At 58.6% G+C, this 21143-nt stretch carries 16 protein-coding genes and 1 pseudogene; 13 read left to right on the top strand and 4 right to left on the bottom strand.

The window, feature by feature from the left end:
* Positions 1–5: 5 nt before the first annotated feature.
* Entirely contained in the window at positions 6–812 is an 807-nt protein-coding gene (locus tag B060_RS0118220; RefSeq protein ID WP_018083239.1) for a 3-keto-disaccharide hydrolase, read from the bottom strand.
* Between the two features lie 233 nt (positions 813–1045).
* Here B060_RS0118220 and B060_RS0118215 point away from each other — a divergent pair, with 233 nt between their 5' ends.
* The 4 genes from B060_RS0118215 to B060_RS0118200 are packed head-to-tail and all read left to right on the top strand — an operon-like array spanning position 1046 to position 7233.
* On the top strand, positions 1046–1507 hold the full coding sequence (locus B060_RS0118215) for a hypothetical protein (RefSeq protein ID WP_155847955.1): 462 nt from the start codon (positions 1046–1048) through the stop codon (positions 1505–1507).
* A 48-nt stretch (positions 1508–1555) separates the two neighbouring features.
* A complete protein-coding gene (locus B060_RS0118210; protein ID WP_051081112.1) occupies positions 1556–2836 on the top strand; it encodes a TolC family protein in 1281 nt (426 codons plus the stop codon).
* The gene (locus B060_RS0118205) at positions 2836–4083 is read left to right on the top strand and encodes an efflux RND transporter periplasmic adaptor subunit (protein WP_018083236.1); all 1248 of its coding nucleotides are present in this window, start codon (positions 2836–2838) and stop codon (positions 4081–4083) included. Before B060_RS0118210 ends, B060_RS0118205 begins: the two co-directional genes overlap by 1 nt.
* Before the next feature lie 9 nt (positions 4084–4092).
* Entirely contained in the window at positions 4093–7233 is a 3141-nt protein-coding gene (locus B060_RS0118200) for an efflux RND transporter permease subunit (RefSeq protein WP_018083235.1), read from the top strand.
* An 8-nt stretch (positions 7234–7241) separates the two neighbouring features.
* Here B060_RS0118200 and B060_RS0118195 read toward each other — a convergent pair.
* Positions 7242–8252 (bottom strand): annotated as a pseudogene (locus tag B060_RS0118195) (LacI family DNA-binding transcriptional regulator); the annotation flags it as partial.
* Positions 8253–8670: 418 nt separating this feature from the next.
* Between B060_RS0118195 and B060_RS0118190 the strand changes: the two are divergent.
* Positions 8671–9804, top strand: coding sequence for an FAD-dependent oxidoreductase (locus tag B060_RS0118190; protein WP_018083233.1), 1134 nt, complete (start codon positions 8671–8673; stop codon positions 9802–9804).
* 74 nt (positions 9805–9878) lie between these two features.
* Positions 9879–10589, top strand: a complete 711-nt coding sequence (locus B060_RS0118185; protein WP_018083232.1) for an SURF1 family protein — start codon at positions 9879–9881, stop codon at positions 10587–10589.
* 94 nt (positions 10590–10683) lie between these two features.
* Here the strand turns inward: B060_RS0118185 and B060_RS0118180 are convergent, their stop codons facing one another.
* Positions 10684–11142, bottom strand: a complete 459-nt coding sequence (locus B060_RS0118180) for a hypothetical protein (RefSeq protein WP_018083231.1) — start codon at positions 11140–11142, stop codon at positions 10684–10686.
* A gap of 399 nt (positions 11143–11541) precedes the next feature.
* Here B060_RS0118180 and cyoA point away from each other — a divergent pair, with 399 nt between their 5' ends.
* From cyoA to B060_RS0118135, 7 genes are all read left to right on the top strand, one after another.
* Entirely contained in the window at positions 11542–12603 is a 1062-nt protein-coding gene (gene cyoA, locus B060_RS25110; RefSeq protein WP_236621683.1) for a ubiquinol oxidase subunit II, read from the top strand.
* A 6-nt stretch (positions 12604–12609) separates the two neighbouring features.
* Positions 12610–14691 carry a cytochrome o ubiquinol oxidase subunit I gene (gene cyoB, locus B060_RS0118170; protein WP_018083229.1) on the top strand — a complete coding sequence of 694 codons (2082 nt, stop codon included), beginning with the start codon at positions 12610–12612 and terminating at the stop codon, positions 14689–14691.
* A gap of 1 nt (position 14692) precedes the next feature.
* Positions 14693–15349 carry a cytochrome o ubiquinol oxidase subunit III gene (cyoC, locus tag B060_RS0118165; RefSeq protein ID WP_018083228.1) on the top strand — a complete coding sequence of 219 codons (657 nt, stop codon included), beginning with the start codon at positions 14693–14695 and terminating at the stop codon, positions 15347–15349.
* On the top strand, positions 15349–15780 hold the full coding sequence (gene cyoD / locus B060_RS0118160; protein WP_018083227.1) for a cytochrome o ubiquinol oxidase subunit IV: 432 nt from the start codon (positions 15349–15351) through the stop codon (positions 15778–15780). Before cyoC ends, cyoD begins: the two co-directional genes overlap by 1 nt.
* A gap of 310 nt (positions 15781–16090) precedes the next feature.
* Positions 16091–18328: a TonB-dependent receptor gene (locus B060_RS0118155; protein ID WP_081606918.1), complete on the top strand. Its 2238-nt coding sequence runs from the start codon at positions 16091–16093 to the stop codon at positions 18326–18328.
* A gap of 518 nt (positions 18329–18846) precedes the next feature.
* A complete protein-coding gene (locus tag B060_RS0118140) occupies positions 18847–19185 on the top strand; it encodes a helix-turn-helix transcriptional regulator (RefSeq protein ID WP_026172954.1) in 339 nt (112 codons plus the stop codon).
* Complete coding sequence (locus B060_RS0118135; RefSeq protein ID WP_018083223.1) at positions 19175–20461, top strand: type II toxin-antitoxin system HipA family toxin; 1287 nt, start codon at positions 19175–19177, stop codon at positions 20459–20461. Before B060_RS0118140 ends, B060_RS0118135 begins: the two co-directional genes overlap by 11 nt.
* A gap of 136 nt (positions 20462–20597) precedes the next feature.
* On the opposite strand, the gene B060_RS0118125 is transcribed toward B060_RS0118135, so the two are convergent.
* Positions 20598–21053, bottom strand: coding sequence for an Lrp/AsnC ligand binding domain-containing protein (locus B060_RS0118125; protein WP_026172953.1), 456 nt, complete (start codon positions 21051–21053; stop codon positions 20598–20600).
* Positions 21054–21143: the final 90 nt, after the last annotated feature.

The following is a 21143-nucleotide window of genomic DNA, read 5'->3' as shown; positions in this document are numbered from 1 at the left end:
GATCTCTACTCCTCGGCGGGCGCCAGTTTGCGCACCCAGATGTTGCGATAGGATACCGGTGTGCCGTGGTCCTGCAGGGTGAAGGGCATGGCATCGGCGTGCGGATGATAGGTGGCCAGCGTCTTCCAGTCGGTCTTGCCGAGGATTTCCTGATGGTTCTGCGTCAGCACGCCATTGTGCAGCACGGTGACATAGGCTGGCCTTGTGACCTGGCCGCCAGCGTCGAAATGCGGGCGCTCGAAAATGATGTCGTAGGTCTGCCATTCGCCGGGCTTTCGCGACGCATTCACCAGCGGCGGCTTCCAGGCATAGATGGCGGAGGCCTGCCCGTCGGCATAGGTGACGTTATCGTAGGAATCGAGCACCTGAACCTCATACTGGCCCATGAGAATAACGCCGGAATTACCGCGGTTCTGCGAGGTGCCGTTGACGATAGCGGGCGAGCGGAATTCAAGATGAAGCTGGATATCGCCGAAGCTGTCCTTAGTGGTCAGGCTGCCATCGCCATGCTGGCCTTCGCGCTTTGGCACGGTCATGGCGCCATCGGCCAGGATCCAGTCGGCCGGCTTGCCGTCGCTCATTTTAAAGGCGTTAAGGTCGCCACCATTGAACAACACGATGGCGTCGGAAGGCGCATCGGACGCTGTCTTGCCGGCGGTGACAATGGCCGGATGCGGACGTGCCGGATCATGGACGTGCCACTTGCCGCCGGGCAGTAGGGGTGTATCGGTAAAGCCCAAGTCCCCGGCCTGTGTCACCGCTGGCGCGAGCGACAGTGCGAGCAGACTCGTGGCTAATGTGAAAAGTTTCATCCTGCCGACCCTGTATTTTTTATCATGTGTGAGAGGACGTCTTAATGCGCCCATGGTCTCATTTTCAAAATGGGTAACATGATCTGAAATCGATTACAATGGCCTCTCACCAACTTCCTTGCGGCTGGCCGGAACCCCTTTGAAGGGGGGTGTTTTTAGCTGCGGCTGGTCGCATATGATAAGGTGACATCCATCTGTTCGTTCATCGAAAAACAGTGTAGAGAGGCTCGTGCATGGTTCTCATGCCATCTCCGGACCCGTCTTTGATCTGCATGCAACGCCCGGCCACATCATGGTTGTCACGCCTTTGGGCTTTCACCGCCTTGCTCTGCACGGTGGCGATTCTCAACGCCAGCTTTGCGTCAGCGCAGTCTAGCCTGTTTATTATGGAGCATCAGGCCAAGGGCGACATCAAACTGGCCGATGGTGGCTGGTTATCGGCCTGTGACGGTTCGAAAGAGTCGTGCGTTGGCCATACAGATGCGCCGGATGTGCATGATGCGGCCGATATGATGGACCTCAATCACCACCACCATTTTAATGAAAATCCTTCCGGCACGCTCAGCAATATGGATGTGTCCGTGCCTTTTCCCGCCGTTGCGTCCGTCATCCTGCGCCCGGATGTGACGAAAAGCCTTGCCGGTCAGTTTCCGGCCTCCATTGACCAGCCTCCGCGTGGTCTGAGCCGCATTTAAGTGCACCTGCGCCTATGGGCGCGCTCAGAAACATAGCGAGATATTTCAATGACTTTCCCTAAATTGCGCCCTGGTGGCGCAAAGACGACGGCCCTGCGTGTCGCAGGCCTTTCCCTGGCATGGGCGATATCCGCGCTTGCCCTTCAGGCAGAAACCCTGCCGCTTTCTGTGGCCATAACCCGCGCAGCCACCGCCGATCCTTCCCTGTCTGCTCAAGGTCAGCGCCTGCTGGGTGCCGAGGGAAGCCTTCTTCAGGCCGGCGTAAAACCCAATCCGCGCCTTGATCTTCAGGTCGAGAACCTCTTGGGCTCACAGCCCTATGGCGGTATCGACCGGACCGAAACCACGCTGACCTACCAGCAGATCCTGGAGCGCGGCGACAAGCGGCAGGCCCGGATCGGCGTTGCCCGTGCCGAGCGTGACCTGATCGTCGCTAATGGCCGCATCAGGTCGCTTGATCTGATGACCGAGGTTCAGGGTTTGTGGATCGAGGCGGTTGTCTGCGAGGCCGAAGTGGGGCTGGCGCAGGACAGGCTGACCCTGGCGCGTCAGGCGCAAACCGAGGTCACGCGGCGGGTGAAGGCCGCGCGCGATCCTTTGTTTGCCGGCTCTCTGGCGGATAGCGACGTGGCGCAGGCGCAGATTGCCGTCGATCAGGCCAGACAGAAGGCCGATGCGATCAAGGCGCAACTCGCGGCCTACTGGAATGGCCCGGTCGATTTTGACCTTGATACGGCGTGGCTGGAAGATATGAGTGCAGCCGGCGCCACACCGACTCTTATGGAGACGCCGGAGATCGAGCGCTTGCGGGTGCAGCAGCGCATAGCGACGGCGCAAGTAGCGCTGGAAACATCAAAGCGTGCACAGGACCCGACCGTTGAAGCCGGTGTGCGTCATTTCAAGGCCGATGGGGCGGTCGCCTTTGTCGTCGGTGGCTCGATCCCGCTTGGTCGCTATGACACCAATCAGGGCGCCGTCGTCCGGTCTCAGGCCGAGGCGGAGGCAGCGGCAACCGATATCGAAATGAGCGAACGCATCCGGTTGCGTGAGATCGCCGCCATCTCACCGAGGCTTGTCAGCTATGCCGAAGAGGTCAGGCGGATCGACGCCGAGGTGATTCCGCAAGCCCAACGCGCGGTTACGCAGGTGCGTGAGGGTTTCGCGCGGGGTGGCTTTAGCTACCGCGATGTCATCGGCGCGCAGGACGCCCTGATCGGCATCAAAACGCGCCGTCTCTTCGTTCTTAAAACCTTTCAATTGGAGCGCGCCCGCCGTGAACACCTGGCTGGCCAGTGGGTTCCTCTTATTCCCGTTCAGGATGCCAACTAATGTATAGATCACATCTTATAAATCGCCGGTTCTGGCTGGCCGGTGCGGCTGCGCTGGCGCTTAGCGCCTGTAGCAAGACTGAAAAGGACGAGCATGGTCATGCCGAAGGCGGGGAGACCGCCAAGGGACCGCACGGCGGGCGTCTGCTGGAAGACGGCGATTTTTCGCTCGAGGTCACCCTGTTTGAGGATGGCGTTGAGCCTGAGTTCCGCTTTTACCCATATCTGAAATCGAAGCCCCTCAGTCCGAAATCGGTGACGGTCACGACGAGCCTGACAAGGCTGGGCGGCCAGGTTGATAGCTTCAGCTTCGCACCTGAAGGCGATTTCCTGCGCGGGCAGGGTGTGGTGCGCGAACCGCATTCGTTCGATGTCGCCATCAAGGCAACGCACGACGGCAAGGTCTCGACCTGGACCTATGCTTCCTATGAGGGCCGGACAACGCTTGCGCCGGATGCGGCGGTCAGCGCCGGCATCCAGACCGAAGCGGCGGGGGCTGCCATCCTGGCTGAGCGTATCGACATGTCGGGTCGTATCGAGATCACGCCCGAGGGCAGGAGCGAGGTCCGCGCCTGGTACCCCGGTCGCATCATCTCGATGAACGGCGAGCTCGGGCAGTTGGTGCAAAAGGGGCAGGTGCTGGCGCGCGTCGAATCGAGCGAAAGCCTGCAAACCTACGCCATTCCGGCGCCCATCTCCGGTGTTATCATGGAAAAGAACGCCAATGTCGGCGGCGTGGCCTATGACAGCCCGCTCTATGTGATCGCCGATCCCAATGCCCTGCATGCCGAGTTCTTCGTCTTTCCGCGTGATGCCGAGAAGATCCGGGTGGGGCAGGACGTTGAGGTGCGCAGCCTCGACGGCCAGACCAGACTTACGGCCAAGGTCGAGGCCTTGTTGCCCCATGCCGATCCGACCACACAGACCCTGATGGCGCATGTCCATCTGCCGGCGGGCGCCTCCGCCAGTTTCCGCTCAGGTCTCGGTGTTGAGGGCAGCTTTACGGTGGGTTCGCAAGGCATGCCACTGGCCGTCCGCACCGAAGCCATCCAGCGCTTCCGCGATTTTCAGGTGGTGTTCGCCAGGGTCGGGACCACCTACGAGGTTCGGATGCTCAAACTGGGCCGTCAGACGCCGGAATGGACCGAAGTTCTGGGCGGCCTCGCACCGGGTGAGGTCTATGTCACCAAGGGCGCCTTCCTTATTCGCGCGGACATCGAGAAGTCCGGCGCGAGCCACGATCACTAGGGGGCCCAGATGTTAGAAAAAATCATCCAACAATCGATCCGCCATCGCTGGATCGTCCTCATCATCGTCGTGGCGCTGAGTGCGCTTGGCATCTATAATTTCCAGCGCCTGCCGATCGACGCGGTGCCGGATATCACCAATGTGCAGGTCCAGATCAATACCGAAGCCGCCGGCTATTCGCCGCTGGAGGCCGAACAGCGCATCACCTATCCGATCGAGACGGCGATCTCCGGCCTGCCGGGGCTTGATTATACCCGCTCGATTTCGCGCTATGGCCTGAGCCAGGTCACGGTCGCCTTCAAGGACGGCACCGACATCTATTTTGCCCGTCAGCTCGTCAATGAGCGCGTGCAATCGGCCAAAAGCCAGTTGCCGGAAGGGGCGGAGCCAACCCTTGGGCCGATCTCGACCGGCCTTGGCGAAATCTTCATGTACACGGTCGAGGCCAAACCCGGCGCTGTCAAGGCTGACGGCACGGCCTGGACGTCTGAAGATCTGCGCACCCTGCAGGACTGGGTCGTCAAGCCGCAGCTTCGCAACACGCCGGGTGTTACCGAGGTCAACACCATCGGCGGCTTTGAGCGCCAGTATCATGTCACGCCCCTGCCGGAACGCCTGTCGGCCTATGGCCTGACCATGACGGATGTCATCACGGCGCTGGAAGGCAACAACGCCAACCGCGGCGCGGGCTATGTCGAAAAGGCCGGTGAACAGTATCTGGTGCGCGTGCCCGGACAGGCGGCCACCATCGCCGACCTGTCGTCGATCGTTGTCCAGACGCGCTCAGGTGTGCCCATCCGCGTGGCCGATGTCGCTGATGTGGCGCTCGGTGAGGAACTGCGCACGGGGGCGGCGACCCAAGATGGCAAGGAGGTCGTGCTCGGCACCGTCTTCATGCTGATCGGTGAGAACAGCCGCACGGTCGCCGAAGCGGTGGCCAAACGGCTGGAGGTCGCCAACAAGGCGTTGCCTTCGGGCGTTCGGGCGGTCGCGGTCTATGACCGGACCGATCTGGTCGAGCGCACCATCAAAACGGTTGAGAAAAACCTGATCGAAGGCGCGCTGCTCGTGATCGTCATCCTCTTCCTGCTGCTGGGTAATTTCCGCGCAGCCATTATCACGGCTCTGGTCATTCCGGTCGCTATGCTGATGACCATCACCGGCATGGTTGAAAACAAGGTGTCGGGCAATCTGATGAGCTTGGGCGCGCTCGATTTCGGCCTGATCGTCGATGGCGCCGTGATCATCATCGAGAACTGCCTGCGCCGTTTCGCGGAGGCGCAAGCAGGCCTTGGCCGGTTGTTAACGAAGGAAGAGCGCTTCAGCCTTGCGGCCAAAGCCAGCGATGAGGTGATCAAGCCCAGCCTGTTCGGCGTGCTGATCATCACCATCGTCTACGTGCCAATCTTCGCCCTGCAGGGCGTCGAGGGCAAGATGTTTCACCCGATGGCCTTTACCGTCGTCACCGCCCTGACCGCGGCGCTGGTCCTCTCCCTGACCTTCGTGCCGGCCATGGTGGCCATGTTCATCACCGGCAAGGTGCAGGAAAAGGAAAGCGGGTTCATGCGTGGCGCGCGCAGGCTCTATGAGCCGGCCCTGCAAAAGGCGCTGGTCTCGCGCCGTCTGGTCATGGGGCTGGCGCTTGGCCTTGTGGTCGTCTGCGGCTTTCTGGCCACGCGTCTGGGGGCAGAGTTCATCCCCAATCTCGACGAGGGTGACGTGGCGCTGCATGCCCTGCGTATCCCCGGCACCAGCCTGACCCAGGCCGTGAAGATGCAGTCGGCTTTGGAATCGCGCCTGAAAGCCTTTCCCGAAGTTGATCGTGTCTTCGCCAAGCTGGGCACGGCGGAGGTCGCCACCGACCCTATGCCGCCGTCGGTTGCCGATACTTTTGTTATGCTGAAGGACCGTAAGGCATGGCCCGATCCGAAGGAGCCCAAGGACGAACTGGTCGCCAGGCTTCAGGCGGCGGTCGAACAGATTCCCGGCAATAATTACGAGTTCACACAGCCCATCCAGATGCGCTTTAACGAGCTCATCTCAGGCGTGCGCTCGGATGTGGCGGTGAAGATTTTCGGCGATGACCTCGATCAACTGCTGGCCAGTGGAGAGGTGGTTCAGGAGATTATGGAAAAGATACCGGGCGCCGAGGACGTGAAGGTCGAGCAGGTGACCGGTCTGCCGGTGCTTCAGGTGACGCCTAATCGCGCCGCCATGGCGCGTCTGGGACTGAACGTTTCCGATCTTCAGGACGTGGTCGCCACCTCACTTGGCGGCACAGAAGCCGGGCAGATATTCGAAGGTGACCGGCGTTTCGATGTCGTCGTGCGTTTGCCGGAACCTATCCGCTCGAACATCGACGACATCGGCCGTCTGCGGGTGCCTCTGCATGGGGAGGCCGGCATGGCGGGCTTTGTACCCCTGTCAGAGGTCGCTACCATCGAGACCGTGGTGGGGCCGAACCAGATCAGCCGCGAAGACGGCAAGCGCCGGGTCGTCGTCACCGCCAATGTGCGTGGCAGCGATCTCGGGTCTTTTGTCACCCGGCTGCGCACGCAGGTCGATCAGGAGGTGAAATTGCCAGAGGGCTACTGGGTCAGTTTCGGTGGCACCTTCGAGCAACTGACCTCGGCGACGCAGCGTCTCCAGATCGTGGTGCCGATCGCGCTTGTGCTGATCATAGGGCTTTTGTTCCTGCTGTTCGGCAATATCAAGGATGCCTTGATCGTCTTCAGTGGCGTGCCTCTGGCGCTGACCGGCGGGGTGATCGCCCTGGCGCTTCGCGGAATACCGCTCTCGATCTCCGCCGGCGTCGGTTTCATCGCCCTGTCCGGCGTGGCGGTGCTCAATGGTGTTGTGATGGTGACCTTTATCCGCTCGCTCTTAAGTGAAGGCAGAACATTGGACGCCGCTATCTATGAAGGGGCCCTGACCCGTCTCAGGCCCGTTTTGATGACGGCTCTGGTGGCGTCACTGGGTTTCGTGCCCATGGCGTTCAATGTCGGCGCCGGCTCGGAGGTTCAGCGTCCGCTGGCGACTGTGGTGATTGGCGGCATCGTGTCATCGACCCTGCTGACCCTCCTGGTGTTGCCGGTGCTGTATCGTCTGGTGCATGGACGCATGCCACGTGAGGTGGCGTCTAAGGCTTAAACTTTAAGCTAAGAACGGGGCGCAGACGTGCTTTCGCGCACGATCAGTTCGTGACCGAGCGTAATATTGACGCGCTCGGTCACGCCCTCGTCCATAATGCCGATCAGAAGCTCGACCGTCTTGCGGCCGATATCGCGCATCGGCTGACGCACCGTGGTCAGCGCCGGCGTGCCAAAGCGCGCCAGCCGCACGTCGTCAAAGCCGATGATCGACATATCGGCCGGACACGCCAGACCCGCAGAGCGAATAGCGTGGAGCGCACCAAAGGCCATGTCATCCGAAAAGCAGAAGATGGCGCTGGGACGCGGCGTCAGGGCGATGAGTCTGGCCGCCATATCGGCGCCCGACTCGATCGAGTAATCCCCGTTGACCACCTGGAGTTGGCCGTCGTGGCCATGGGCATTGGCGCTGTCATGTACGCCTTGCAGGCGGTCGCGGCTGATCGGGCTGCCCATATCGCCGGTGATAATGCCGATGTGGCGGTGTCCCAGGCCATAGAGATAGTCCATGACGTCCTGCGCGGCGCGGGCATTGTCGATATGGACCGACGATACACCGAGATCATCGCTGAATTCGCAGCCATTGACGACCGGTGCGGCCGCGCCTTGCCGGGCGATCAGGCCTTGCAGCGACGCGGGCAGGGTGTGGCCGAGGAAGATCATGCCGTCGGCTTCCTTGCGGCGCAAAAGACCGGCATAGGCGTCTTCGCTGTCGCCGCGAAACCCGACATCGCCAAGCAGAACGGTATAGCCGGCGGCCTGGGCGGCTTCTTCAACGCCGCGGATAATATTGGCGAAGAAGGCGTTGGCGATATTGGGGACGGTAACGATGATGCGCTTGGTTTTCAGCGTGCGCAGCGACTTGGCCATCTGGTTGGGCTCGTAGCCCAGTTGCCCGACCGCCTTCATCACCTTGTCAAAAACGCCGGGTGAGACGTGTTCATAGCCATTCAGCGCACGGGATACCGTAGCGGTGGAGACGCCAGCCAGTTTTGCGACATCCTGAATGGTGGACATGACGTGCTTTCGTAAGTCGCACCCTCATGGCGCGCTTTCCTTGTCTCATAGGACTTAAGGGCCTGGTTTGCCAAGCAAAATTGATGCTGTTCATTGGCTATAGATGAGCTTTGAACTTAAAAGCGTTCAAAGCTACCTTCCGTAAGGTTAGAATCTGCTCACAAAATGAAACATAAGTGTTACGTGAGTTTACAGATACGGTATCCGATTTAACTTGAATCTTATTGCGCCGCACAATATATTGAGGGTGTTCGGCGCTTCGGCGCTGATGCCCTTCCTGGGCGTTTCCTCCCTGTAAACTTGGCCGCGCTGTTTAGCGCGGCTTTTTTTTGGCTCAGGCATCAACAGATTTGTTTTGGCTTGTGCGTTGCGCTCTTTTTGAACTTGGCTAAGGTATCGCCAGCAAAAGCGGGGGTGCGCCATGGACAGACGAAAGCTGCTGCAATCGGGACTGGCGACGGCCGGGCTTATCGGTCTGGCCAACGGCGCGCGGGGGCAGGGCATGATGGTGCCGCGCATCCGGGTGTCGCCTGCTGATGTTTTCCGCACCACGGTCTGCCTGCGCCCTTTCCGGGCGGCGGGCCCAAGGTTAGAGAGCGAAGAGGTCGGCCGCAAGATCGTCATTCATAACTATGGTCATGGCGGCAGTGGCTGGTCTTTGTCCTGGGGCTCGGCCGATGTGGCGGTGCGCCTGGCCATGCAAAGTTCGCCGCGCAAGATCGCCGTCCTTGGCGCAGGCGCGCTTGGCCTGACGGCGGCCATCACCGCTCAGCGCGCCGGCGCCGAGGTCACCATCTACGCCCGTGAACGCTTTCCCTTTGTGCGTTCGGCGCGCGCCACCGGAAGCTGGACACCCGATTCTCGTATCGCCAAGGCAGATGCGGCTGCGCCCGATTTCGGCGATCGCTGGGAACGCATGGCGCGCACGGCCCTGACCATGCACCAGGCCTTTGTCGGTCTGGCCGGCAATCCGGTCGAATGGCTCGACAACTATATCCTGCGCGATCCGCCCGTGGACATGCCCTCCGCTGCCGAGGACGTCGATCCGGGCTTTCTCTATCTCGAAGATCGCCTGCGTGATGTTTCCCCGCATTACAGCATGGTGCCACCGGGCGAGCATCCGTTTTCGGTCAGCAATGTCAGGCGCGGCGCGCACATGACCTTTAATGTGGCCGATTACAGCCATCAGCTTGAGAGTGATTTCCTGCTGGCCGGCGGTCGCTTCGTGCAGGCCGAATTTCATGCGCCGTCCGATCTGTCTAAACTGAAGGAAAAGGTCGTCATCAACTGCACCGGCTATGGCGCCAGGGCGTTGTGGAAGGACGAGACGGTCGTGCCGGTACGCGGCCAAATCGTCTGGCTGGTGCCGCAAGAGGGTGTGCATTACGGCGCCTATTACAATTCCCTGCTCGTGCTGGCGCGTCGCGATGGCATCGTGGTGCAGGAGGTCGGGCCGAACGAGACCTTCGGCTGGAACGATGACAACGAGGCGCCCGATCCGGTGGCAGCGCAAGCGGCGCTGGAGAAGCTCAAAACCTTCTATGCGGCAGGGTGACGCGCCCCATTGCCTTGTAAGAAGGTGCCATTTTCGCTAGGGAACAGCTTTTGTTCCTGTGAAAGGGGCTCGTCATGCGCCGCCTTCTCTTTAATGCCCTGTTTCTTCTCGCTTTCGCCGTGTTCCTGACGCTGGGCGTATGGCAGGTGCAGCGCCTGATGTGGAAAACCAAGCTGATCGCCGAGGTCGATGCGCGCGTCCATGCTTCAGCGGTATCGATTGCGCCAACCGAGTGGCCGCACCTGACGAAAAAGAAGGACGAGTACCGCCACGTCACCTTGGCGGGTCAGTTTCTCAACGACAAGGAGGCGCAAGTTTATGCCCTCAGCGAACGGGGCGCCGGTTATTGGGTGATGACGCCGCTCAAGGCCGATGACGGCACGATCGTCTATGTCAATCGCGGCTTTGTGCCGACCGATCACCAGGCGCCGGCGACGCGACTCGAAGACCAGGTGACGGGCGAGGTAACGGTGACGGGCCTGTTGCGCATGTCGGAAGATACGGGCTGGCTGTTGTCGCAGGCCAATGACCCAGTGGGTGAGCGCTGGTATCGTCGCGATGTCGCCGAACTGGCGCAAGGACGTAAGCTTGGAACGGTGGCGCCCTACTTTATCGATGCCGATGCCACGCCCAATCCGGGTGGCTGGCCAAAGGGCGGTATGACCGTGATCAAATTCCCCAACAGCCATCTGGTCTATGCCCTGACCTGGTTTTCGCTGGCGGCCATGCTCATGGGGGTGATGGTCTGGCTCCGATGGTTTCGCAAGGCGGACGCTGAGGCGTAACAAAAACGGCCGCCGGATTGCTCCAACGGCCGCTTTGCTTTGCGATCACAGGGTCCGCTCTAAACCCTGGACGTCTCAAACCGGAAAAATCTTGTCAAACCCGTGAGGTCTGGCCGTGCGGCAGGGCGTTGACCCAGCGCTCCAGCGCATCATCCATATGGCCAAGCACGGCCAGATGCAGGCGCTTGAACGGATGACCCGCCAGGGTGAGGAAAATCTGGAACATGCCGTATTGCGGGGCAGGGGTCAGGGCCTCGAGCACGTCCGACTTGCGGATGACGGCATCGACGATTAGGCCGTTATAGACCAGACGATCTTCATGCAGGGTCAGTTTGCAGCGCCACAGCATCGGGGCGCCAAAAAGGGCGGCCGCGATGGGAATCATGCTGAGCAGGATGCCGGCGAACTGGGTGGCGACACCATCCATGCGGGCATAGGACTGTATCGCACCGGTCACACCCACAGCGATCAGGGCAAAGGCGGCCATTACCAGGAAGGTTTTGAAAACCGGCCCGAACTGATAGACTTGGGGGTAGGTCTTGGTCGTTTCCATGCTTTTATACTCCAGGTCAAATATTTTTAACGCCTGCGTCAATTTATCCCATGCTATCGCTAAAACCGGATATTGCAACGGTTTTTTCGCCCTTAACCTTATAAAAAAATGATCACAAAACCGTAAAGGCTCATGGGGTTGCGATCTGACGCGCTTCGTATGGATTTTGAATACCGATGTTTTTTAACGCAAGTGCGAAAAATAATGTGGGCGTGTGCGACAATATGGCACTTGCCAGTTTCGTGAAAATCCTGTTTAGGGGCTTGGAAAATCTCTGAAAAAAATGCGCGAGTACGCTTTTAACTCCTTTGTGTGGTTTAGGATTCTTTCCTGTTGTGTAAATTGGACTCTCACTCGGTGCCTATGACATCTCACGTCTCTCAACACGGAGGCGTGCCTGTGCCGTCTTCGCTGCAGCGCAATATAAAGCGTGTCGTCCTGCTCGGTGGTCTGGCCGCTGCGGCCTTCATGCTATCGGGTTGTAACATGGTTGTGATGGACCCTAAGGGGCCCATCGGGGTGCAGGAAAAGGACCTGATCATCCTGGCCGTGTTGCTCATGCTGATTCCGGTGTTGCCGGTGATCTTCATGACCTTCTGGTTTGCCTGGCGTTATCGCGCCTCCAACAAGAAGGCGACCTACGCGCCCGATTTTGAGCATTCCAACCGCATCGAAGCTGTGGTTTGGGCCGTTCCGACCCTCATTATTGTCGCGCTTGGCGCCGTGACGTGGATTTCGACCCACGAACTCGATCCGCGCGCCCCGCTGGCCCACGTCAGCCAGCCCAATGTCAAGCCCATCGAAGTCGAGGTGGTGTCGCTGGACTGGAAGTGGCTGTTTATCTATCCGGACTATAATATCGCGACCGTCAACGAACTGGCTGTGCCGGTCGGCACGCCCGTCCATTTCAAGCTGACCTCGGCCACGGTGATGAACTCCTTCTTCATTCCGCAGATCGGTTCGCAGATCTACACCATGACCGGCATGGAAACGCAGCTCAACCTTCGCGCCGATCACGTCGGTGCGTACGAGGGTATCTCGGCCAATTACAGCGGCAAGGGTTTCGCTGGCATGAGGTTCAAGGCGCTCGCGCTTGATGACGCTGATTTCAAGGCCTGGGTTGTCAGGGCGCAAGCCGCCCCGACCCCGCTTGATGCGGCGGCCTACGCTCAGCTCGCCAAGCCCGGCATGGAATTCAAGCCGTCCTATTACGCCACGGTCGAGCCGATGCTGTTCCACAAGGTGCTCAACAACTGCACGGACGGCAAGTTGTGCCGGGAAGACGCCATGAACATGGCGATGATGAAGACCATCGCGCCGGACGCCGAGATCTGCAAACCCGGCGAAGAACAAAAGACAACGAACAAGAGCTTTGCGCCTAAAGCGCCTGTATCAAAGACTCAGTCCGTGAAGACACAGGCCGTTGCCGTCACCGCATCGCCCACAGCGATCAAGAGCTAGTATCACATGTTAACGCACGCAGAACCTGCCGCGCACGCGGCCTCCACAGCGGACGTCTCGCCGCTCGTAGCTTTCCTCTTCGGCAAGCTGCGCCTCGATTCGATTCCCTGGCATGAGCCCATCATCATGATTGCCGGTGGCGGCATGGTGGGTGCCGCTGTTCTGGTGGTGGCGCTCATCACCTATTTCAAACAGTGGAAATACCTCTGGACCGAATGGCTCACGAGCGTGGACCACAAGAAGATCGGCGCGATGTACATCATCCTGGCGCTGATCATGCTGCTGCGCGGTTTTGCCGACGCGCTCCTGATGCGCACCCAGCAGGCCCTGGCGTCGAATGGCGGCGCGGGCTATCTGCCGCCGGACCACTTCGACCAGATCTTCTCGGCCCACGGCGTCATCATGATCTTCTTCATGGCTATGCCGTTCGTCATAGGTCTCATGAACGTCGTCATGCCGCTGCAGATCGGTGCGCGCGACGTTGCCTTCCCGTATCTCAACAGCATGAGCTTCTGGCTGACCGCGGCCGGCGCCATCTTGATCAACGTGTCGCTGGTCGTCGGTGAGTTCTCGCACGCCGGCTGGTTGGCCTATCCGCCCTTGTCTGAGATAGAGTTTTCGCCGGGCGTCGGCACCGACTATTACATATGGGCGCTGCAGATATCCGGACTTGGCACGTTGCTTTCCGGGGTCAATCTGATCGCCACCATCTTCAAGATGCGCGCGCCGGGCATGACCCTGATGCGTATGCCGGTTTTCACCTGGACCACGCTCGCAGCCAACATGCTGATCGTCGCGGCCTTCCCGATCCTGACCGTCACCCTGGCCATGCTGGGCGCGGACCGTTATCTCGGCATGCACTTCTTCACCAATGACGGCGGCGGCAACGCGATGATGTACGTCAACCTGATCTGGGCCTGGGGCCACCCCGAAGTCTATATCCTTGTTCTGCCGGCGTTTGGCATTTTCTCCGAAGTCGTCGCCACCTTCTCACGCAAGCGCCTGTTCGGTTACGACGCCATGGTCTACGCCACCTTGTGCATCTGCGTTCTGTCATTCATTGTCTGGCTGCACCACTTCTTCACCATGGGCGCAGGCGCCAATGTCAACGCCTTCTTCGGCATCGCCACGATGATCATCTCAATCCCGACGGGTGTGAAGATCTTCAACTGGCTGTTCACCATGTACCGCGGGCGTGTGCGTCTCGAACTGCCGATGCTGTGGACGCTTGGCTTTATCATCACCTTCGTTATCGGCGGCATGACCGGCGTTCTGCTGGCCGTGCCTGGCGCTGACTATGTCTTGCACAATTCGGTCTTCCTGATCGCCCACTTCCATAACGTCATCATCGGCGGCGTGGTGTTCGGCTGCATCGCCGGCCTGAACTACTGGTTCCCCAAGGCGTTCGGTTTCAAGCTGCACACAGGCCTCGGCAAGGTGTCGTTCTGGTGCTGGCTCATCGGCTTCTGGGTGGCCTTCCTGCCGCTCTATGCCCTGGGTCTGATGGGCATGACCCGCCGCCTCGATTTCATGAACAATCCTGTCTGGCACGTTTACCTGATCGTGGCCCTGTGCGGCGCGCTTCTGATCTTCGTCGGCATCCTCGCCCAGATCGCCCAGATTGTCTATTCCATCTGGAAGCGGGACGAATTGCGTGACCTGACGGGTGATCCCTGGGATGCCCGCACGCTGGAATGGGCGACCTCGTCGCCGCCGCCATTCTATAACTTCGCCGTCGTCCCGAAGGTCGGCAACCACGACGCCTTCTGGGATGCCAAGCAAACCGGCACTGCCTATGTGCAGCCGAAAAGCTATGAGCCAATTCACATGCCGCACAACACCTATAGCGGCTTCCTGATCGGTATTGTCAGCGCAGGCCTGGGCTTTGGTCTTGTCTGGCACATCTGGTGGATGGCGGGCGGCGCCTTGCTGGTTATGATCGGCCTTGGCATTGCCCACACCTTCAATGAAAACCGCGACTATTATGTGCCGGCTGAAGAGGTCAAGGCCATCGAAGACGCGCACTTCGCCAATCTCAAAGCCGCCGGTCTTGCCAAGGCGGGCCAACCTGTAAAGGCGGGAAAATAAGATGAGCAAACCAGCCAACCCCGTCGATCATTACGAAAATCAGATCGATTCTGCCTACGACCACAATCCGAACGATGCTCACCACGCCGGTGATCATCATGATGAAGGTCCGAAAGTCACCTTGGGCTTCTGGATCTACCTGATGAGCGACTGCATTCTGTTCGCATCGATTTTTGCGGGCTATGCGGTTCTGAAAGACGCCACCGCGGGCGGCCCCAATGGCCGCGAACTGTTCGATCTCAACTATGTCGCGATCGAAACGGCGCTGCTTCTGATCTCGTCCCTGACCTACGGCATGGCCATGATCAGCATGGAAGCCAACAAGCTCAAGGGCGTGATCGGCTGGCTGGCCATGACTGCTCTTTGCGGCCTTGGCTTCATGGGCATGGAAATCTATGAGTTCGCCCACCTGATCCATGAAGGCGCCGGTCCCGACCGCTCGGCCTTCCTGTCGGCCTTCTTTACCCTGGTCGGCACCCACGGCCTGCACGTCACCTCCGGCCTGATCTGGATGGGCGCCATGTTCGTCCACCTGTTCAAGCGCGGTCTGACCCCCGCCAACCGTATCCGCATGATGACGCTGAGCCTGTTCTGGCACTTCCTCGACATCATCTGGATCGGTGTCTTCACGATCGTCTATCTGATGGGAGCCGCATAATGAGCACGCCCAATACTGCCAAGCCGAAGACGCCGAAGGCGCTGCACACCAAGCCGGTCGATATCGATCAGAGCCATGCCGAGGTGGCGCACAACGATGCCCACCACGACACGGCCGGCCACGGCACGGTCAAGTCCTATCTGATCGGCTTTATCCTGTCGGTCATCCTGACGGCGATCCCGTTTGGCCTGACCATGGCGCATATGCTACCGGCCTCAAGCCTTATTCCGGTCGTCGTCGCCATCGGCGTGGTGCAGATCCTGGTGCACCTTTACTTCTTCCTGCATATGAACACGTCTTCGAGCCAGATGTGGAACAATGCGGCCTTCGTCTTCACCGTGCTGATCGTGGGTATCCTGATCGTCGGGTCGCTGTGGGTCATGTACCACCTCAACACCAATATGATGCCGGGCATGATGCCGGTGGAATAGTCCGCTGCATCCTGTATAAGCCTACCCAACGGCGGTCTTCCCTGCGAAGGCCGCCGTTTTTACATGTCGGTTAGGTGGCAGCAAAACAGTCTTTGCCTTTCTGATCGGGATTATGCCTTGACGCTCACTGCCATTACCGCTTTTTTTAACCAAAAGACCTATATTTAAAGGGCTTTTGGAAAAAAATGCATTCCGTTTTTGGGAAAGCGTGTAAAAGGAATTTGCAACACGTCTTGATTGAATCGGCCCCTACGCCTTGCGGGCCGGTGCGACGCGTTTGTCTAAGTCCATACTTGAAGAGGGGGAAGGTATGAAACGATCCATCCGTATATTATTAGTGGCCACGTGCCTGGCGTCGGGGCTCGGCCTACGGGCGACGGCGTGGTCACAGACCACCGACGGCCAAACACAGGCTGAATCGGCCAAGGCCGACCCGTCACAGGCCGAGCCATCGAGCGGCGACACATCATCCGCCGTGAAATCGGACACCACGACCGTCACGGTCACCGGCAAGAAAAAAGCCCCCAACGACCGTGATGTCTATGACGTCAGCAAGGACCTGGACGCGAAGACCGGCACCGCGGCTGACGCCTTGAACAAAATCCCGGGTGTCAATGTCGATCCCTCCGGCAATGTCACCTATCACGGGCGTAATGTGGTTGTGTATCTGAACGGACGGCCCTCGTTGATGCTGTCAGGCGACAATCGCGGCGTGGCGTTAAAATCGATGCCCTCGGCCTATATTTCGACGATCGAGGTGATTTCCAATCCGGGGGCGCAACAGTCGTCGGGTGACGGCGCGCCGATCATCAATATCAACACGCAGCGCAATATGCCGCCTGGCATGTTCGGCAGTCTGAGCGCCAGATATAGCTCGCCTGCGGGGTCTTTGGAGACAGCGTTCCTCGGGATAACCAAGGACAAGCTGAGCATAACCTTAATTGGCAGTTATCTCAACAACGAGATGGACTCTCGTTCCTTGTCGCAAACGTCCGTGTTGGACAGCACGGACGCGACCCTGCAGGCGTCCAGTTCAAAGGGTGAGGGACGTTCAAGTTATCGTGGACCGTTCCTGATGGCCAATCTGCAATATGATCTTGGCCCAAATGATGTCCTGGCAGCGGCGTTCAACTATAATCGCATGCCGTCGGATTCGACTGATATATCGCATGCGGTCAGCCAGGCGGCAGATGGCGCGGTCACAAACCTTTTCGACCAGTCCGGCGCTGGGCGCTTCGTAACTGAAAGTGCTGGCTTATCCGGCAACTACACCCACTACGGTCAAAAGCCCGACGAAACGTTGAAGATGGACGGTAGTCTGGCACGTAGCGCATCGCAAAACGATTTCCGCAGCGCCAATACCTATCTGATCTCGACCATCCCAGGCAATACGGGCACCCGGATACAGACCCATGATCGGCGCAACGACAAGACGAAGGCAAACATGCATGCCGAATATAATACGCCCATAGGCGACGACCAGTTGACCTTGGGTGCCGAGGTTGATCTCGAGGACAACACCATAAATAGTCGCGTCTTTGGCCCCGCAGACAACGATGACAATTTGATGGTCAATCCCCTTCTGACCGATGACTTCCGTTCCCATCAAGTGGTTTCGGCCTTCTATGCAACGTTTCAGCGTGAAGTTACCCCTAGGTGGACGGTGCTGTTAGGCCTTCGCGGAGAGGTGCTTCATCTCGCGACCAACGACCTGACCTATCGCACCAAAGGCAATATCAATTATAGCCGCCTGAACCCAAGCCTGTTTGCCACCTATGTCATCTCATCTCAACAAAAGGTGCGTTTCAACTACACGCATCGTCAGCAACGGCCGGAGGCATCAGATCTCAATCCGCATATCGTCTATTCCTCAGATACGTCAGTAGATGCCGGCAATCCGGGACTGAAACCGCAGGAAAGCGACGCTATCGAAGCGCGTTATGAATTTAACGGGAAGGGGCTGAACTATGGCCTGCGGGGTTTCTGGCGCGGAGATTCCCGTACCATTACAACGGTCTCGCAGATTATTCCCGATCCCCAGGGCCTTGGCAATATCGTCACCCAAAGCACGCGCGTGAACTGGCGTCGCCGCTCAGCCTACGGTGTCTCGGCCGATGTCAGCCGACAGATCTCCAACAAGCTGATGTTTAGCGCCGACGCCACCTTGACGCAAAGTGCGTTGCGCAATCCCCAGATTTCCGGTGTCCGGTCGGCGACGTCTGTGGATGGCGGCTTTTCTCTCAACTATTTCTTCAAGAAGGGCGACCGCATTTTCGCCAGCTACAAGCGTGTTGGCAAATCCTATACCGGTCAGGGCTACACGACCGGTTCTGGCCAGGCGAACATTCAATACAGCCGTAAGCTCACCGACAAGTTCGATCTCGAGTTGATGGTTGACGATCTCTTCCGCCAGACCCGGACGGTGACGGTGATTGATACGCCGCTTTTGCAAACCCGCTTCGTGAGCAGCCGCCAGTCCCCCACCTTCATGATCGGTCTTAGCCGGCATTTCAGTCGCTTTGGGCCGATGCGCGCGCCGGCGAATTAGGCAGGAGAGGGCACAAGCTCATGGCGCCGCCTTTTTCATAGTCTTACCCAGACCGATAGCGCGTGGCCTCTGATCACACGGGCAGGGCGATGGTGTTCTTGACCTCTTCCATCACCGCGTAGGTGCGGGTTTCACGCACGCCCGGCAAGCTAACCATGACCGCCCTGTGCGGCCTTCTTGCCCCTGGTCGGCTCCGACGGCCTGCACGTCACCTCCGGTCTGATCTGGATGGGGGCCATGTTCATCCACATGTTCGAGCAAGGCATGATCCCCGCCAACTAGATCCATCTGATGACGCTTAGCCCTGGTCTGTCACATCCTCGACATCATCTGGATCAGTGTCTTCATGCGGCTGTCGTTGGCACATTGTCATTACATAATAATTTTGGTCTATAAATAGACCTGTATTGGGCAAAAGCTTCCTTTATGGATCATTTATTGACTTATTAACCGCCAAACCGTTATGATCCATAAACAGAACCTTAGATCTTCTAATGCTGCCTTTATGGACCAAAACCATGCCTAAGCCTGCGGTTCGCGCCTATTCGCGTTATAGCCAGGACGCCGTCGCGCTTCTTGGGCAGATGATCCGTGAAACCCGCCTGGAAAGGAAGCTGACCGCCGCTCAAATGGCTGAGCGCGCAGGCATATCACGTGGGCTCATTCAGCGCATCGAACAGGGAGACCCTGGCTGTACGATTGGCGTTGTCTTTGAAGTAGCCGCCATTCTTGGTGTCAAACTGTTCGATGCCGATCCTCACGCTTTGGCGACCAGAAAAGCCGCACAGGAACGCATCGTCGCGCTTCTGCCCAAGAAAGTGCGTTCATCGACAAGGGCGGTAAAAGATGACTTCTAATCAAAATCCGAACGAGGCTTTTGTCTGGGTCTGGCTCCCCGGCCACGCCGAACCCATTGTCGCGGGCCTCATTGCCAGGGATGGTGAACGCCTGGTGTTCAACTATGGGCGCAGTTACCTGGACCGCAAAGACGCCATGGCTCTGTACGAACCTGAGCTTCCTTTACAAAAAGGGGTGCTTGAGCCTTTGGCTAGCCTGACTATGGCGGGCTGTCTGCGTGATGCCGCTCCAGATGCCTGGGGTCGCCGCGTCATTATCAACCGCAAGTTTGGTCTGAAAGGTCACGCCATTGACGTGGGCCAACTTGATGACCTGACCTATCTGCTGGCGTCAGGTTCCGACCGTATCGGCGCGCTGGATTTCCAGGCATCGGCAACAACCTATGTGCCGCGCGGCCAAGGCCATACGACGTATGAAGACCTCATGAGCGTGGCCGACCATGTGGAAGCGGGTAAGCCCATCGGCGCTGATCTTGATTTGGCGCTGTTCCATGGAAACTCCATTGGCGGAGCACGTCCGAAGGCCATTATCGAAGACGGCGAACGCAAGCTTATTGCAAAGTTTTCTTCACGGGATGACGTGTTCAATGTCGTCAAAGGTGAATTTGTCGCCATGCGTTTAGCCAGTATAGTGGGGATCAATGCCGCGCCCGTCGATCTCGTGCGTGTCGCCGGGCGGGATGTTCTGTTGATCGAACGCTTTGACCGGGTGCGCAAAGGCGATAGCTGGCATCGCCGGGCAATGGTATCCGCTCTGACGCTCTTCGAACTTGATGAGATGATGGCGCGCTACGCCAGTTACGAAACCCTGACAGAAATCATCCGTCACCGTTTCACCGAACCTAGAGCGACTTTACTGGATCTGTTCAAGCGCCTGGTGTTCAATATCCTGTGCGGCAATACGGATGACCATGCCCGAAATCATGCGGCCTTCTGGGACGGTGAAAGTCTTACCATGACACCGGCCTATGATATTTGCCCGCAAGCGCGCGCGGGTGGTGAGGCCGGACAAGCGATGATCATCATAGGAAGCAATAATCGAAGCCAGCTTGCTGTCTGCCTCCAGGCTGCGCCCCACTTCCTTCTTAGCGAAGCCGAAGCCTCAAAGATCATTGAGCATCAGCTCGTGGCCATTCATGCGGAATGGGCCAAGATCGCGGATGAGGCCGAACTTACTGAGATCGAGCGCACGCTTCTCTGGGGGCGGCAAATCCTCAATCCCTTTGCCTTTGAAGGTGCGCCGGACGCTCTACACCTTTTGCAAGCAAAGAGTTAAGGCGCAGCACCGACAAGCTTGTAGGCTTTTTTGATTTTGCCCACACGCGCCAACATCCAGATGCCAAAGCCGATCATAGCAAATCCAACCCCATCAGGATTGTGGCTGGTATGCTCAGAGCTATAGCGCTCTTTGATCACACGGGCAGGGCGATGGTGTTCTTGACCTCTTCCATCACCGCATAGGTGCGGGTTTCGCGCACGCCGGGCAGGCTGACAAGGGTATCCCCCATAAAGGCGCGATAGGCGGCCATGTCCTTGACGCGCACCTTGATCAGGTAGTCGAAACCACCTGCCACCATGTGACACTCCATGATCTCCGGATATCGCATCACTGACCGGGAGAACTCCTCAAACAACCCGCCTGTGGTGCGATCGAGCAGCACTTCGACGAAGATCATCAGGGCGCAATCGAGCTTGACCGGATCGAGGATCGCCATGGTGCCCAGGATATAACCTTTGCTGCGCAGCCGTTTCACCCGGTCAAAACACGCAGCCGCAGAGATATGACAGGCCTCTGCCAGGGCCTGATTGGTGATACGGCCATCGTCCTGAAGGGTGCGCAGGATGCGGCGGTCCATCTCGTCGAGCATGTCAATATCTTCGGTAAAGCGCCAATTTGGAAAATTATCTTCGGTCTTGAAGGTTAAAATACCAAGCACATTCGGTCAATTCGGATTTAT

It is taken from the genome of Asticcacaulis benevestitus DSM 16100 = ATCC BAA-896 (genome assembly GCF_000376105.1).
Lineage (GTDB): Bacteria > Pseudomonadota > Alphaproteobacteria > Caulobacterales > Caulobacteraceae > Asticcacaulis > Asticcacaulis benevestitus.
This window is presented reverse-complemented; position numbering and strand designations above follow the sequence as displayed.

Bases quoted from the DNA above. Each gene is read 5' to 3' on its own strand.
- B060_RS0118210 (WP_051081112.1), top strand. From the start codon at position 1,556: ATGACTTTCCCTAAATTGCGCCCTGGTGGCGCAAAGACGACGGCCCTG.
- B060_RS0118200 (WP_018083235.1), top strand. From the start codon at position 4,093: ATGTTAGAAAAAATCATCCAACAATCGATCCGCCATCGCTGGATCGTC.
- B060_RS0118140 (WP_026172954.1), top strand. From the start codon at position 18,847: ATGCCTAAGCCTGCGGTTCGCGCCTATTCGCGTTATAGCCAGGACGCC.
- B060_RS0118135 (WP_018083223.1), top strand. From the start codon at position 19,175: ATGACTTCTAATCAAAATCCGAACGAGGCTTTTGTCTGGGTCTGGCTC.
- B060_RS0118190 (WP_018083233.1), top strand. From the start codon at position 8,671: ATGGACAGACGAAAGCTGCTGCAATCGGGACTGGCGACGGCCGGGCTT.
- cyoB (WP_018083229.1), top strand. From the start codon at position 12,610: ATGTTAACGCACGCAGAACCTGCCGCGCACGCGGCCTCCACAGCGGAC.
- B060_RS0118155 (WP_081606918.1), top strand. From the start codon at position 16,091: ATGAAACGATCCATCCGTATATTATTAGTGGCCACGTGCCTGGCGTCG.
- B060_RS0118185 (WP_018083232.1), top strand. From the start codon at position 9,879: ATGCGCCGCCTTCTCTTTAATGCCCTGTTTCTTCTCGCTTTCGCCGTG.
- B060_RS0118125 (WP_026172953.1), bottom strand. From the start codon at position 21,053: ATGCTCGACGAGATGGACCGCCGCATCCTGCGCACCCTTCAGGACGAT.
- B060_RS0118215 (WP_155847955.1), top strand. From the start codon at position 1,046: ATGGTTCTCATGCCATCTCCGGACCCGTCTTTGATCTGCATGCAACGC.
- B060_RS0118180 (WP_018083231.1), bottom strand. From the start codon at position 11,142: ATGGAAACGACCAAGACCTACCCCCAAGTCTATCAGTTCGGGCCGGTT.
- B060_RS0118220 (WP_018083239.1), bottom strand. From the start codon at position 812: ATGAAACTTTTCACATTAGCCACGAGTCTGCTCGCACTGTCGCTCGCG.
- cyoC (WP_018083228.1), top strand. From the start codon at position 14,693: ATGAGCAAACCAGCCAACCCCGTCGATCATTACGAAAATCAGATCGAT.
- B060_RS0118205 (WP_018083236.1), top strand. From the start codon at position 2,836: ATGTATAGATCACATCTTATAAATCGCCGGTTCTGGCTGGCCGGTGCG.
- cyoD (WP_018083227.1), top strand. From the start codon at position 15,349: ATGAGCACGCCCAATACTGCCAAGCCGAAGACGCCGAAGGCGCTGCAC.